The sequence below is a fragment of the Rhizobium sp. Pop5 genome, from assembly GCF_024721175.1.
Classification (GTDB): domain Bacteria; phylum Pseudomonadota; class Alphaproteobacteria; order Rhizobiales; family Rhizobiaceae; genus Rhizobium.
This window is the reverse complement of sequence record NZ_CP099399.1, coordinates 2020044-2033011: the sequence shown is the minus strand read 5'-3', so window position 1 is coordinate 2033011 and position 12968 is coordinate 2020044. Positions and strand designations below refer to the sequence as shown.

The 12968-nt window shown below is 63.9% G+C and carries 11 protein-coding genes and 1 pseudogene; 9 read left to right on the top strand and 3 right to left on the bottom strand.

Annotated features, from left to right (window positions below):
- Nucleotides 1-2: 2 nt before the first annotated feature.
- From cobN to NE852_RS12235, 3 genes and pseudogenes are all read left to right on the top strand, one after another.
- Nucleotides 3-3956: a cobaltochelatase subunit CobN gene (cobN, locus tag NE852_RS12245; RefSeq protein WP_008535253.1), complete on the top strand. Its 3954-nt coding sequence runs from the start codon at nt 3-5 to the stop codon at nt 3954-3956.
- On the top strand, nt 3953-4585 hold the full coding sequence (gene cobO / locus NE852_RS12240; RefSeq protein ID WP_008535254.1) for a cob(I)yrinic acid a,c-diamide adenosyltransferase: 633 nt from the start codon (nt 3953-3955) through the stop codon (nt 4583-4585). The genes cobN and cobO overlap by 4 nt, the downstream gene beginning before the upstream one ends.
- A gap of 9 nt (nt 4586-4594) precedes the next feature.
- Nucleotides 4595-4696 (top strand): annotated as a pseudogene (locus NE852_RS12235) (glutathione S-transferase family protein); the annotation flags it as partial.
- Between the two features lie 27 nt (nt 4697-4723).
- Here the strand turns inward: NE852_RS12235 and NE852_RS12230 are convergent.
- From NE852_RS12230 to NE852_RS12220, 3 genes are all read right to left on the bottom strand, one after another.
- A complete protein-coding gene (locus NE852_RS12230; RefSeq protein ID WP_008535257.1) occupies nt 4724-5518 on the bottom strand; it encodes a helix-turn-helix domain-containing protein in 795 nt (264 codons plus the stop codon).
- Nucleotides 5518-5883 (bottom strand): nuclear transport factor 2 family protein, encoded by a 366-nt coding sequence (locus NE852_RS12225; protein WP_258156564.1) that lies wholly within the window; start codon nt 5881-5883, stop codon nt 5518-5520. The genes NE852_RS12230 and NE852_RS12225 overlap by 1 nt, the downstream gene beginning before the upstream one ends.
- A 102-nt stretch (nt 5884-5985) precedes the next feature.
- Nucleotides 5986-6771, bottom strand: coding sequence for a TSUP family transporter (locus NE852_RS12220; RefSeq protein WP_258156563.1), 786 nt, complete (start codon nt 6769-6771; stop codon nt 5986-5988).
- 98 nt (nt 6772-6869) lie between these two features.
- On the opposite strand from NE852_RS12220, the gene NE852_RS12215 reads away from it, so the two are divergent.
- The 6 genes from NE852_RS12215 (at nt 6870) to cbiB (ending at nt 12861) form a co-directional block, all read left to right on the top strand.
- Entirely contained in the window at nt 6870-7289 is a 420-nt protein-coding gene (locus tag NE852_RS12215; protein WP_008535268.1) for a cobalamin biosynthesis protein, read from the top strand.
- Nucleotides 7290-7416: 127 nt separating this feature from the next.
- Nucleotides 7417-8367, top strand: a complete 951-nt coding sequence (locus tag NE852_RS12210) for a nucleoside hydrolase (RefSeq protein ID WP_008535270.1) — start codon at nt 7417-7419, stop codon at nt 8365-8367.
- A gap of 333 nt (nt 8368-8700) precedes the next feature.
- The gene (gene cobA / locus NE852_RS12205) at nt 8701-9540 is read left to right on the top strand and encodes a uroporphyrinogen-III C-methyltransferase (protein WP_008535272.1); all 840 of its coding nucleotides are present in this window, start codon (nt 8701-8703) and stop codon (nt 9538-9540) included.
- A complete protein-coding gene (locus tag NE852_RS12200) occupies nt 9537-10844 on the top strand; it encodes a cobyrinate a,c-diamide synthase (protein ID WP_258156562.1) in 1308 nt (435 codons plus the stop codon). The genes cobA and NE852_RS12200 overlap by 4 nt, the downstream gene beginning before the upstream one ends.
- Nucleotides 10841-11884 (top strand): threonine-phosphate decarboxylase CobD, encoded by a 1044-nt coding sequence (gene cobD, locus NE852_RS12195; protein WP_258156561.1) that lies wholly within the window; start codon nt 10841-10843, stop codon nt 11882-11884. The genes NE852_RS12200 and cobD overlap by 4 nt, the downstream gene beginning before the upstream one ends.
- Nucleotides 11881-12861: an adenosylcobinamide-phosphate synthase CbiB gene (cbiB, locus tag NE852_RS12190; protein ID WP_258156560.1), complete on the top strand. Its 981-nt coding sequence runs from the start codon at nt 11881-11883 to the stop codon at nt 12859-12861. The genes cobD and cbiB overlap by 4 nt, the downstream gene beginning before the upstream one ends.
- The last annotated feature ends 107 nt before the right edge of the window (nt 12862-12968 follow it).

Below are 12968 nucleotides of genomic sequence, written 5' to 3'. Positions count from 1 at the left end.
AAATGCATCTGCTTCTGGCCCAGCAGGGAACGATCAGTGACGGGGACGAGGCGATCGACCTCGGCCAGTCGCCGGGCGATATCCTGTTCCTGTCGGCCGCCGACACCGAGCTTGCGGCGATTGCCGCGGCTCATGCCGGTGGGATGGCGGGGTATTCGCTGAGGCTTGCGAGCCTGATGAGCCTGAAGCATCCGATGTCGGTCGATACTTACGTCGAGCGGACCGCGCGGCATGCGAAACTGATCATCGTGCGGGCGCTGGGTGGGGCAAGCTATTTCCACTATGCGCTGGAGGCGCTGCATGCGGTGGCGGCGCGCAGCGGGGCACTGATTGCGGTGCTGCCTGGGGATTCCAAGCCGGATGCCGGGCTGACGCCGTTTTCGAATGTGGCGTTGGAGGATCTGAATGCGTTGTGGGCTTACCTGATCGAGGGCGGGGATGCCAATGCGCGGGGCTTTCTGGCCTATGCGGCGGCAATGCTGTCTGGTGAGGAGAAGCCGGCGCCGGCTGCGCCGTTGATGAAGGCGGGGATCTGGTGGCCGGAGCGGGGGTTGATTGGGGTTGAAGAGTGGGAGAGGCTTGTCTCGGGCGTGCCGACGGCAGAGGTGAGATTCGAACTTACGGAACGCCCCACCGTCGCCATCGCCTTCTACCGCGCCCTCGTCCAAAGCGGCGAAACAAAACCCGTCGAAGCCCTGGTCGAAGCCCTGCAGGCGGAAGGCCTCCGCCCGCTGCCGGTCTTTGCCTACAGCCTCAAGGATCCCGTTTCCAAGGGCATCCTCGAATCCATCTTCGCCGACCTTAAACCCGATGTTGTCATCAATACGACGGGCTTTGCCGTCTCCGCACCGGGCGCCGATCGCGAGCCGACGGTGCTGGAGGCGAATGACGCGGTCGTGCTGCAGACGATCTTTTCGGCCTCGTCGCGGGAGGCATGGGCGGCCTCGTCGCAGGGGCTCTCGGCCCGCGATCTCGGCATGAATGTCGCGCTGCCGGAGGTGGATGGCCGCGTTTTGTCGCGTGCCGTCTCCTTCAAATCGGCCGCCCGTTACGATGCCGCGGTCGAGGCCAATATCGTATCCAGCGAGCCGGATGCCGGGCGCATGGCCTATGTCGCTGATCTTGCCGCCAACTGGGCGCGGCTACGGCAGCGGCCGCCGGCGGAACGGCGTGTTGCGCTTGTCTTGGCGAATTATCCGAACCGGGACGGGCGGCTCGGCAATGGCGTCGGCCTGGATACGCCGGCCGGCACGATCGAGGTGATGCGGGCGATGACGGAGGCCGGTTATCCCATTGCCGATATTCCCGCCGATGGCGATGCGCTCATGCGGCATCTGATGGCGGGGCCGACCAATTCCGGCTTCGATGGCAAGGTGGTGCGCGAGCGGCTTTCCCTGAGTCGATACAGGAGCTTCTTTGCGTCTCTTCCCAGTCAGATTCAGGATGAGGTGACGGCGCGCTGGGGCGATCCCGAGGCTGATCCCTATATGCGGGATGGCGCTTTCGCGCTGCCCTTTGCCCGCTTTGGTGGCCTGCTCGTCGGCATCCAGCCGGCGCGTGGCTATAATATCGATCCGAAGGAGAGCTATCACTCGCCGGATCTCGTGCCGCCGCACGGTTACTTCGCCTTCTATGCCTTTTTGCGCGAAGAGTTCGGCGCCGATGCCGTCATTCACATGGGCAAGCACGGCAATCTGGAATGGCTGCCGGGCAAGGCGCTGGCGCTGTCGGAAGCCTGTTATCCCGAGGCTATTCTTGGGCCGCTGCCGCATCTTTATCCTTTCATCGTCAATGATCCCGGCGAGGGTACGCAGGCCAAGCGCCGCACGGCCGCCGTCATCATCGATCATCTGACGCCGCCTTTGACGCGGGCCGAAAGCTACGGGCCGCTTAAGGACCTGGAGGCGCTGGTCGATGAATATTACGAAGCCTCGGGCGGTGATCCCAGGCGTATCCGGTTGCTGTCCCGGCAAATCCTCGAGCTTGTTACCGATATCGGGCTGGACCGTGACGCGGGGATTGCGAAAGGCGAGAGTGAAGGCGAGGCGCTGAAGAAGCTCGATGCCTATCTTTGCGATCTCAAGGAGATGCAGATCCGGGATGGGCTGCATGTGTTCGGGGTGTCGCCCGAGGGGCGGCTGCTGACGGATCTCACCGTGGCCCTGGCGCGGGTGCCGCGCGGGCTGGGTGAGGGTGGAGATGCGAGTTTGCAGCGGTCGATTGCGGGGGATGTGTTGGCTTTCCCCCTTCTCCCCAGCGGGGAGAAGATGTCCGTCAGGACAGATGAGGAGGCGAGCGACGTCAGGAGCGAGCGGCTGAGCGCAGGCGAAGCCGAGTCTGTGGCCCCCTCATCCGACCCTTCGGGCCACCTTCTCCCCGCTGGGGAGAAGGGGAGTCGCGCACTTCAGTGTCCCTTCGATCCTCTCGACTGCGACATGGCCGCCCCTTGGGCTGGCCCAAGGCCGCCAATCCTTATCGACCTCCTCGACGCCCCCTGGCGCACGAACGGCGACACCGTCGAGCGCATCGAGCTGCTCGCCGCCAAGCTCGTTTCCGGGGAATTGGAATGCCCAACCCTCTGGTCCCAAACCAAAGCCGTGTTGGATGAAATCGAGGCCCGCTTGAAACCCTCCATCCTTGCCAGCGGCCCGGCGGAGATTACCAGTCTGCTGCGCGGTCTCGATGGCCGTTTCGTGCCGCCTGGCCCCTCCGGCGCGCCGACGCGCGGGCGGCCGGACGTCTTGCCGACGGGGCGGAATTTCTATTCGGTGGACAGCCGGGCAGTGCCGACACCGGCGGCTTATGAGCTTGGGAAAAAATCCGCGGAATTGCTGATCCGCCGCTACGTGCAGGATCACGGGGAGTGGCCCGTCTCCTTCGGGTTGACGGCCTGGGGCACCTCCAACATGCGTACCGGCGGCGACGATATTGCCCAGGCTTTGGCGCTGATCGGGGTCAAGCCGGTGTGGGACATGGCTTCGCGGCGCGTCACCGGCTACGAGATCATTCCGCCCGCCATGCTGCGGCGGCCGCGGGTGGATGTGACGCTGCGCATATCCGGCTTCTTCCGCGATGCCTTCCCGGAGCAGATCGCGCTGTTCGACAAGGCGATCCGTGCCGTCGGAGCTTTGGACGAGGATGCGGCTGACAATCCGATTGCCGGGCGCATGCGCGGCGAGGCGGCGCGGCTGGCCGCAGCCGGGCTCGACGAGAAGGCCGCGGCAAAGCGGGCGGGGTATCGTATCTTCGGGTCGAAGCCCGGTGCCTATGGCGCTGGCCTGCAGGCGCTGATCGACGAGAAGGACTGGGAGCGGCGGGCCGATCTTGCCGAAGCCTATCTCGTCTGGGGCAGTTATGCCTATGGCGCGGGTGAAGAGGGGCGGGCCGAGCGCGGGGTCTTCGAGGAGCGGCTGCGCTCCATTCAGGCCGTCGTGCAGAACCAGGACAATCGCGAGCACGACCTGCTCGACAGCGATGATTACTACCAGTTCGAAGGCGGCATGGCGGCGGCGGCCGAAGAGCTTGGCGGGGTGCGGCCGGCGATCTACCACAATGATCATTCCAGGCCGGAGAAGCCTGTTATCCGCTCTCTGGAGGAAGAGATCGGGCGCGTGGTGCGCGGGCGCGTCGTCAATCCGAAATGGATCGAGGGCGTCATGCGCCATGGTTATAAGGGCGCTTTCGAGATTGCAGCGACGGTCGATTACCTCTTCGCTTTTGCTGCGACCACCGGTGCTGTCGGCAATCATCATTTCGAGGCGGTTTATCAGGCCTTCGTCGGCGATCCCAAAGTGCGCGATTTCATGGCCGAGAAGAACCCGGCGGCGCTTTCCGAGATGAAGGAGCGGCTGATGGAGGCAATCGAGCGGGGGCTCTGGACGCCGCTCAGCAACTCCGCGCAATTCGATCTCACTGATATCAACGAAAGCAAGAAAAGAGCAGGTAGCCAACCATGACCGAAGAGCCAGTCGTACCAGCCGAGAAGGACGATGCCCGTCACGCCGAGAAGATGGCGAAGAAGAAGGCCGCGCGTGACAAGATCATGGCGACCAAGACGGATGAGAAGGGCCTGATCATCGTCCATACCGGCAAGGGCAAGGGCAAGTCGTCGGCTGCTTTCGGGATGATTTTCCGCCACATCGCCCATGGCAAGCCTTCGGCTGTCGTGCAGTTCATCAAGGGCGCGATGTGGACGGGCGAGCGCGACCTGATCGAGAAGCATTTCTCCAATGTCTGCCAGTTCCACACGATGGGCGAGGGCTTTACCTGGGAGACGCAGGACCGGGCGCGGGACGTGGCGGCTGCGGGTGTCGCCTGGGAAAAGGCCAAGGAGCTGATCCGCGACGAGCGCAATTCGATGGTGCTGCTCGATGAGATCAACATTGCGCTTCGCTACGACTATCTCGATATCAACGAGGTGGTGGAATTCCTGAAGACCGAGAAGCCCTATATGACGCATGTCGTGTTGACAGGGCGCAACGCCAAGGATGAGCTGATCGAGATTGCCGATCTGGTGACCGAGATGGAACTGATCAAGCATCCCTTCCGCTCCGGAATCAAGGGGCAGCCGGGCGTGGAGTTCTAGGCCTCCAGTCCGAACCTCTCCGCCTATGTCGCCCGCGGCGAAGCGCGGCCGGCGTTCAAGCGTGCTTTCGACGCTCAGCTGGCGGTTTTCACCGCCGCATCGGCCGGCTGATTGAGATCCGTCCGAGGCTTGCGAGTGTCAGTTGAGGGCGAGGCTGCGCAGGATGGCGGCCGTTTCCGGATCGGCCGGAAAGAAGGATTCGACGGCGAGTTCCGACAGGGTGATATCCACAGGCGTGCCGAAGACGGTCGTTGTCGAGATGAGGGAGAGCAGGCCGGCTTTCGTCGACAGCGTTAGTGGAACGACGATGCCGGCATGGTCGGCATGGGTCTCGCCAGTGGATTCGGGCGCGGGGTAGGAGAGCAGCTCCTTCAACAGCTTTTCCAGCACCGGGTCGCCGGAGACCGATATCTGCTGGCGCAGCCGGTCGAGAAGATGGGCGCGCCATTCCGGGAGATTGGCGATCTGAGGGGCAAGGCCCTGCGGATGCAGGCTGAGGCGCAGCACGTTGAGGGGTGGCTCCAGCAGCGATCGATCGACAACCGCTTCGAGCAGCGGCGTGATGGCGGCGTTGGCGGCAATAAGGGTCCAGTGACGGTCGATGGCGATGGCCGGGAAGGGTTCGTGGCCTTTCAGCACCATGTCGATGGCGCGACGCGCCGGCTCAAGGGCCGGATCGTCCAGCTTGCGTTCGGCAAAGACCGGGGCGAAACCCGCCGCCAGCAGCAGCGGGTTCCGGTCGCGGAGCGGTACGTCCAGACGCTCGGCCAGATGCAGCAGCATTTCGCGGCTCGGGGTCGCGCGCCCGCTCTCGATGAAGCTCAGGTGCCGTTGGGAAATATCGGCTTCGAGCGCGAGATCCAGCTGGCTCATACGGCGGCGCTGGCGCCATTCGCGCAGGTGATCTCCGAGAGAGCGGGCGGCCGGGTTCATCAGGCGGCTTCCGGCAGCTGGTCGATGAAGCCGCGGACGGATTTCAGTCTGCCGTCTTCGAGCTCGGCGAAATCCGTGCCCTTGATCAGCGCTTCGCCGTTCTCAGGGCCGAGGCCCCAGGAGAAGCGCAGGTTGTCGCCGTAGCCATCGGCCGTGCCGATCAGATCGAAGCGGAAGCCGGGGAAGCGGCTCTGGACGGCCTCGACCAGCGAATTGATCTGCTCATGGCCTTCCCCGCGCATCAGCGGATCGACATAGGTTGCCGCTTCGGCCCAGCTCTCGGCGATGAGAGCGCGGCGGCGCGTTGCATCCGTCTCGTTCCAGATGGCGAGGTAGCGCTCGGCGGTGGTCTTTGCGTCGTTCATCGGGTCATCTCCTTTTGATCGCCCGTCAATTCCAGGCAGGGCGATCATGGGCGAAGGCGGTGCACCCTATCAATTACGCCAGAGGTAATGAAAGGCGATTGGTTAGAGTCCGATCCAGACACGCAGCGGATTTGCGGGATCGGCGAGAAGCTTTATCGCAAGGGCGACGCAGACGATGACGAGCAGCGGCTTGATGAGCTTTGCGCCGATGCGCATGGCAAGCCGTGAGCCGAGCTGGGCGCCGAGAAACTGGCAGACACCCATCAGCAGGCCGATCTTCCAGAGGATCGCGCCGAAGCTTGCAAAGACGATCAGCGCGCCGAGGTTCGAACCGAAATTCAGAAGCTTGGTATGGGCAGTGGCCTTCAGCACGCCGAATCCGGCGAGTGTGACGAAGCCCAGCATAAAGAAGGAGCCTGTGCCGGGGCCGAAAACGCCGTCGTAGAAGCCGATGGCCGGCACCAGCGTCAGGCCGAAGGCGAAGGGCGTAATGAGACGGTGTTTGTCGAGGTCGTTGAGGTTCGGCTTGACGGCAAAGAAGATCGCGATCGCGAGCAGCAGCACCGGCATGATCGCCCGCAGCACCTGTCCTGGCACGATGGTTGCGAGGGCAGCGCCGATCGCTCCGCCCATGACGGCCATCAGCGCCATCGGCAGCTGTTCTTGAAGCTGCACATGGCCCTTGCGGGCATAGGCCAGGGTTGCCGAGGCGGCGCCGAAGATCGATTGCACCTTGTTGGTGCCGAGCGTCTGCAGCGGCGGTATGCCGGCGATCAGCATGGCGGGAACGGTGATCAGGCCGCCGCCGCCGGCAATGGCATCGACGAAACCGGCAAAGAAGGCAGCCGCGCAAAGCAGCAGAAGCAGATGGAGGGCAATGTCAGGCAAGATGCTATTCCAGACAGGCTTTCAACGGTCTTGTTGCATTTCCCGCTCCAAGCTGCAATGGCTGCAAGGACACAGCGAGGGCGCATTCGACGGCTTCCATGAACGACATTTCCTTCGATAGGGCGAGATGCCATGTGCTCGGGCTAGGCTGCGAGCGCGGGACGCCGGCCGCCGAGGTGCTGGCGCTTGCGATCGAGGCGCTCGATGCGGCCGGCATCGCCGGGGCCGAGCTTGCCGCCGTTGCTTCGATCGAGAGCCGCAGGGAGGAGGCGGCAATCCTTGCCGTTGCGGCACATTTTTCCGTGCCTGCCGTCTTCTTCGATGCGCCGAGGCTGGAAGAGGAAACGCCGCGGCTCAAAAATCCCTCGGAGATCGTCTTTATCAGCGTCGGCTGCCATGGAGTGGCCGAATCGGCGGCCCTTGCCGCACTTGGCGCGGATGCGGAGCTGGTGCTCGGCAAGATCAAATCCGCGCATGCGACGGCGGCGATTGCCGGGATCGGGTTGCAGAAAACCTGACGGGCGTTATGGTGGCGGGACGTTGCGGCGCCATCCGGCATGCCGGCGATTCACATCTTGTTTAACGCGATTCCGGGCGCAAAACCGCTCACGCACTTTTGCTGGAATTGCTCTGCAGAGGATATCAATGCACAAGGTCATTTATGACACGGACCCGGGCGTCGACGATGCCATGGCGCTTCTTTTCCTGCACCGCCATCCCGAGATCGATCTGATCGGCATCACGACGGTCTTCGGTAATGCCTCGGTCGAGACGACGACGCGAAATGCGCTCTTCCTCAAGCGCGAATGGAACATTGCCGCACCTGTCGCCAAGGGCGCCAGCGTCACCATCGATCCCACGCGCGCAGAGCGGGAATGGCCGGCCGTGGTGCATGGCGACAATGGCCTCGGCAACATCGAAGTGCCCGAGACGATCGACCTGCCGCTCGATCCGCGCACGGCGCATCGCTTCATCATCGATACGGTGCGCGCCAATCCCGGCCAAGTGCGGCTCGTGGCAGTGGGGCGGATGACCAATCTGGCGCTGGCGCTGAAGGAAGACCCTGAGATCGCGACGCTGGTGAAGGACGTCGTCATCATGGGCGGCAATTTCTATGTGCCGGGCAATGTCTCGCCGGTTGCCGAAGCCAATATCCATGGCGATCCCGAGGCCGCCGACATCGTGATGACCGCGCCGTGGAAGGTCGTCGTGATCGGTCTCGACGTCACCTCGATCACGACGATGAGCCGCGGCTATCTCGGCGAGATGGCCGTCAGGGGCGACAAGGCGGTCAAGCAGCTCGATGCGCTGTCGCAGCACTACATCGATTTCTACAAGCACGCGGTCGAGGACGGCATGATGGTGCATGACAGCTGCGCCTCGGTCTATGTCGTGGCGCCCGAACTGTTCGAGACGATCACGGGCGCGGTGCGCGTCGTCTGCGGCGGCATTGCCGACGGCCAGACAGTCGTCAAGGCGGATGGCCGCCGCTTCCCGCCGGGCGACTGGGATGGGCTGCCGAGCCAGGTCGTCGCTACCGGGATCGAGTCCGAAAAAGTAGTCGAGCTGATCCGCGACACGCTGCTTCGCGGCTGAACGTGCGGCTACGGCAGGCGTGAGCTTGTTGACCGGTCTCGTTTTTTCTCAGCGTCATCCTCGGCCTTGTGCCGAGGATCTGCTCCGTATCAACCCATTGCAGATGCTCGGGACAAGCCCGAGCATGACGAAGGAGGGCTAGGCGGCTTTTTTAGCAGTCGGTGTCGTGTATGGTCATTTTGGATATATTATAATATATTCATATTGTTGCGCCGCTTTCTTGCGAGATCGAATCCACCTGTTTGCAAAGTGAGTCATCTTAATTTCAGCAACTTCAAGTGAGCCGGCGCAGGCGGCGTTGACCTTGGCGACTGCTGGGCCTAGATCAACAAAATGTTGAATAGCGCATTCTCCCATCTGCCGGCGCTGGAGCCGGGCAGCGTCTGGCTTGTTGGAGCCGGTCCGGGCGATCCGGGCCTGCTGACGCTGCTTGCCGCAAAGGGTCTCGTCGAGGCCGATGTGATCGTCCACGACGCGCTTGTTAACGAAGACTGTCTGAAGCTCGCGCACCCCGGCGCGGAAATCGAATATGCCGGAAAACGCGGCGGCAAGCCCTCGGCCAAGCAGCGCGATATTTCGCTCCGGCTGGTAGAACTGGCGCGCGCCGGCAAAAAGGTGCTGCGGCTGAAGGGCGGTGATCCCTTCGTCTTCGGCCGCGGCGGCGAAGAGGCTCTGATGCTGGTCGAGCACAATATCCCTTTCCGCATCGTGCCGGGCATCACCGCCGGCATCGGGGGGCTCGCCTATGCGGGCATTCCGGTGACGCATCGCGACATCAACCACGCCGTCACCTTCCTCACCGGCCATGATTCCTCCGGCATCGTGCCCGACAGGATCGACTGGGACGCGATCGGCCGCGGCTCGCCCGTCATCGTCATGTATATGGCGATGAAGCATATCGGCGAGATCAGCGCCAATCTCATCGCCGCCGGCCGGTCGCCATCCGAACCCGTCGCCTTCGTCTGCAATGCCGCCACCGGCCGGCAGCAGGTGCTGGAGACAACGCTCGGCGATGCCCCGGAGGCCATCGCCGCCGCCGGGATCGAGCCGCCGGCGGTGGTCGTCGTCGGCGAGGTGGTGCGGCTTAGAGCCTCGCTCGACTGGCTCGGCGCCTTGGCGGGCAGGCGCCTGCAACCCGATCCGTTCAGCCGGCCCGGCAAGGTGCTGATATGAGCGGCCTCCTGATCGCAGCTCCTTCCTCCGGTGCCGGCAAGACGACGGTGACGCTCGGGCTCTTGAGAGCGCTTCGGCGTCGCGGCGTCGCGGTCGCGCCCGGCAAGGCCGGCCCCGATTATATCGATCCGGCCTTTCATGCGGCGGCAAGCGGCACGCCCTGCCTGAATTTCGACCCCTGGGCGATGCGTCCGGAGCTGATCTCGGCGAATGGCACGCTCCACCGTTCCGGCGACCGCATTCTCGTCGTCGAGGCGATGATGGGGCTCTTCGACGGAGCGGCCGACGGCAAGGGAACGGCGGCCGATCTTGCCGCCCAGCTCGGCCTTTCCGTTGTGCTCGTGGTCGACGCGTCGCGCATGTCGCAGTCGGTCGCACCTTTGGTTGCCGGCTTTGCCGGTTTCCGCGCCGATGTGCGCGTCGCCGGCGTCATCCTCAACAAGGTCGGCAGCGACCGGCACGAGGCGATGCTGCGTCAGGCGCTGGAGGCGATCCGCATGCCCATCGTCGCTGTCATCGGCAGCGACAAAGCGCTTTCGCTGCCGGAGCGCCATCTCGGTCTCGTCCAGGCTGGCGAACATGCCACCCTTGAGAATTTCATCGATCATGCGGCGGACGCCGTCTCCGAAGAGTGCAATTTCGAATTCCTGCTACGTATCGCAAGGCAGGGGCTCAACCGGCCGTCGGCCGCCAATATCGACCGGCTGATGCCGCTCGGCGCCCGCGTCGCGGTGGCGCGCGACATCGCCTTTGCCTTTTCCTACGAACATATGCTGCTTGGCTGGCGGCGGCGCGGTGCCGCGATCTCCTTCTTCTCGCCGCTGGCCGACGAGGCGCCTGATGCCGATGCCGATGCGATCTATCTGCCAGGCGGTTATCCCGAGCTGCATGCCGGGAGGCTGGCCGAAGCCAAGACCTTCCGCGCTGGCCTTCTTGATGCAGCGGCGCGGGGTATCCGCATCTATGGGGAGTGCGGCGGCTATATGGTGCTGGGCGAGGGGCTGATCGATGCGGGGGGAAAGCGCCACGAAATGCTCGGCCTGCTGCCTGTTGTCACCAGCTATGCAGAGCGCAAGCGCCATCTCGGCTATCGCCGGGTGACGCCGCTCGACGGTGCCTTTTTCGCCCGGACGATGACGGCGCATGAATTCCACTATTCCACCGTCGTCTCAGAGGGTGAGGGGAAGCGGCTGTTTGCGACGCAAGATGCGCTCGGAACCGATCTCGGTGCCGCCGGTCTCAGGCGCGATCAGGTGGCGGGGTCCTACATGCATCTGATCGATCTTGCCGGAGTTGCCGCATGAGCGCACCGATCGCGCACGGCGGCGGCGTCACCATGGCCGCAGCTGCGTTCGGTGGCAGGCCGGAAGACTGGCTCGACCTTTCCACCGGCATCAATCCGTGCCCCGTCGCCCTGCCGGAAATCCCCGCGAGGGTCTGGCACCGGCTGCCGGACAGACATCTCATCGAGGCGGCGAGTCGGGCGGCGCGCGATTACTATGGCTGCGGCACAATTCTGCCATTGCCGGTGCCCGGCACGCAGTCCGTGATCCAGCTGCTGCCGCGTTTGATCGCGCCGGCCGGGCATGTTGCCGCGAGGGACCACGGGGTCGCCGTGACGGACAATAGAATTGCCGTGGTGTTTCCGACCTATGGGGAATATGCGCGGGCTTTCGCCTCGGCCGGTTTTGCCGTCGATGCGGTCGGCGATATCGCTACTATCGGTGAGCGGCACAGGCTTGCCGTCGTGGTCAATCCCAACAATCCGGACGGGCGGACCTGGCCGGTCGAGATGCTGATTGCCTTGCACGACAGGATGAAATCGCAAAATGGCCTGCTCGTCGTCGACGAGGCTTTCTGTGATGCCGATCCGGCGCTGAGCCTTGCTGCTCGCGCAGACGAGCTTTCGAACCTGGTGATCTTCCGCTCCTTCGGCAAGTTCTTCGGGCTTGCCGGTCTGCGGCTCGGTTTTGCGATTGCCCGAGGCGATATTCTCGAGCGTTTCGAGGAGTGGCTCGGTCCCTGGGCGGTTTCCGGCCCGGCGCTGTCGCTGGCCGATTCGCTGCTAAACCAGGACATGACCGCGATCCGCCACCGTATCAGCGAACGCAGCGCCGCCCTGCATGGAGTGCTGAGTGACGCCGATTTGCGGATATCAGGCGGAACGGCGCTCTTCACCCTTGTCGCCGATGGACGAGCCGGCGACATTTACACGCATCTCTGCCGGCATCATATTCTCGTCCGCAAGTTCGACTATGCGCCGGATTGGCTGCGTTTCGGTCTTGCTCCCGATGCAGCGGCGGACAGGCGGCTTCGCGAAGCCCTTCAGAGATTTGAGCGATGACGATCGACGAAAACCTTCTCGTGCTGCTTCTGGCGCTAACGCTCGACAGGATCGTCGGCGATCCGCAATGGCTGTGGTCGCGGCTGCCCCACCCCGTCGCCATGTTCGGCGCGGCGATCTCCTATGCCGACCAGCAGCTCAACCCGGCAAGCCTCACGCGCTCCCAGCGCAGGATGAACGGCGTCGCCGCCATCCTGATGCTGCTGCTTCTGGCGGCGGTCGCAGGCTTCGTGTTCAACCGGTTCTTCGCTCTGTTCGGTCTTGTCGGAATCCTCCTGGAAGCCGGGCTGGTGGCGATTTTCCTGGCGCAGAAAAGCCTTGCCGACCACGTTGCGGCCGTCGCCGTCGCCCTGCGCGACGAGGGGCTTGCCGGCGGCCGGGCCGCCGTTTCCCGTATCGTCGGGCGTGATCCCGAGACGCTGGACGAACCGGCCGTTTGCCGCGCGGCGATCGAAAGCCTTGCGGAGAATTTTTCCGACGGCGTCGTAGCACCAGCACTTTGGTATGCCGTCTTCGGCCTGCCGGGACTGTTCGTCTACAAGATGCTGAATACCGCCGATTCCATGATCGGCCACAGATCGGAGAAATATATCGATTTCGGCTGGGCGGCGGCCCGGCTCGACGATATCGCCAACTGGCCGGCTGCGCGGCTCTCGATCCTGCTGATCGCGGCCGGCGCCTGGATCCGGCGCGGCGCCAGCGCCTGCCGCGAGGCGATCCGCGTGGCGATGCGCGATGGCGGCCTGCATCGCTCGCCGAATTCCGGCCGGCCGGAGGCGGCAATGGCTGGTGCACTGAACGTCCAGCTCGCCGGGCCGCGCGTCTATGGCGGTGTGATCGTGGCCGAGCCGATGATCAACAATCCCGGCCGGGAGGTGGCGACCTCAGGTGACATCGAGGATGGTGTCGCGGTGTTTTATGCAAGCTGCATGGTGCTGACGGGAATGACGTTTGGGTTGTTCCTGTGCCTTCTTTAGGGTTATGCCGTGTGGCACCCCCCTCTGTCCTGCCGGACATCTCCCCCACAAGGAGGGAGATTGGCTGGGCGCGATGGTTTCCCCAACAACTACCGTATAGCTGCTGC

Excerpts from the sequence above, each read along its gene's own strand:
- NE852_RS12215 (WP_008535268.1), top strand. The coding sequence starts at position 6,870 with ATGAACGACATTTCCTTCGATAGGGCGAGATGCCATGTGCTCGGGCTA.
- cobA (WP_008535272.1), top strand. The coding sequence starts at position 8,701 with ATGTTGAATAGCGCATTCTCCCATCTGCCGGCGCTGGAGCCGGGCAGC.
- cobO (WP_008535254.1), top strand. The coding sequence starts at position 3,953 with ATGACCGAAGAGCCAGTCGTACCAGCCGAGAAGGACGATGCCCGTCAC.
- NE852_RS12200 (WP_258156562.1), top strand. The coding sequence starts at position 9,537 with ATGAGCGGCCTCCTGATCGCAGCTCCTTCCTCCGGTGCCGGCAAGACG.
- cobD (WP_258156561.1), top strand. The coding sequence starts at position 10,841 with ATGAGCGCACCGATCGCGCACGGCGGCGGCGTCACCATGGCCGCAGCT.
- NE852_RS12210 (WP_008535270.1), top strand. The coding sequence starts at position 7,417 with ATGCACAAGGTCATTTATGACACGGACCCGGGCGTCGACGATGCCATG.
- NE852_RS12230 (WP_008535257.1), bottom strand. The coding sequence starts at position 5,518 with ATGAACCCGGCCGCCCGCTCTCTCGGAGATCACCTGCGCGAATGGCGC.
- NE852_RS12225 (WP_258156564.1), bottom strand. The coding sequence starts at position 5,883 with ATGAACGACGCAAAGACCACCGCCGAGCGCTACCTCGCCATCTGGAAC.
- cbiB (WP_258156560.1), top strand. The coding sequence starts at position 11,881 with ATGACGATCGACGAAAACCTTCTCGTGCTGCTTCTGGCGCTAACGCTC.
- cobN (WP_008535253.1), top strand. The coding sequence starts at position 3 with ATGCATCTGCTTCTGGCCCAGCAGGGAACGATCAGTGACGGGGACGAG.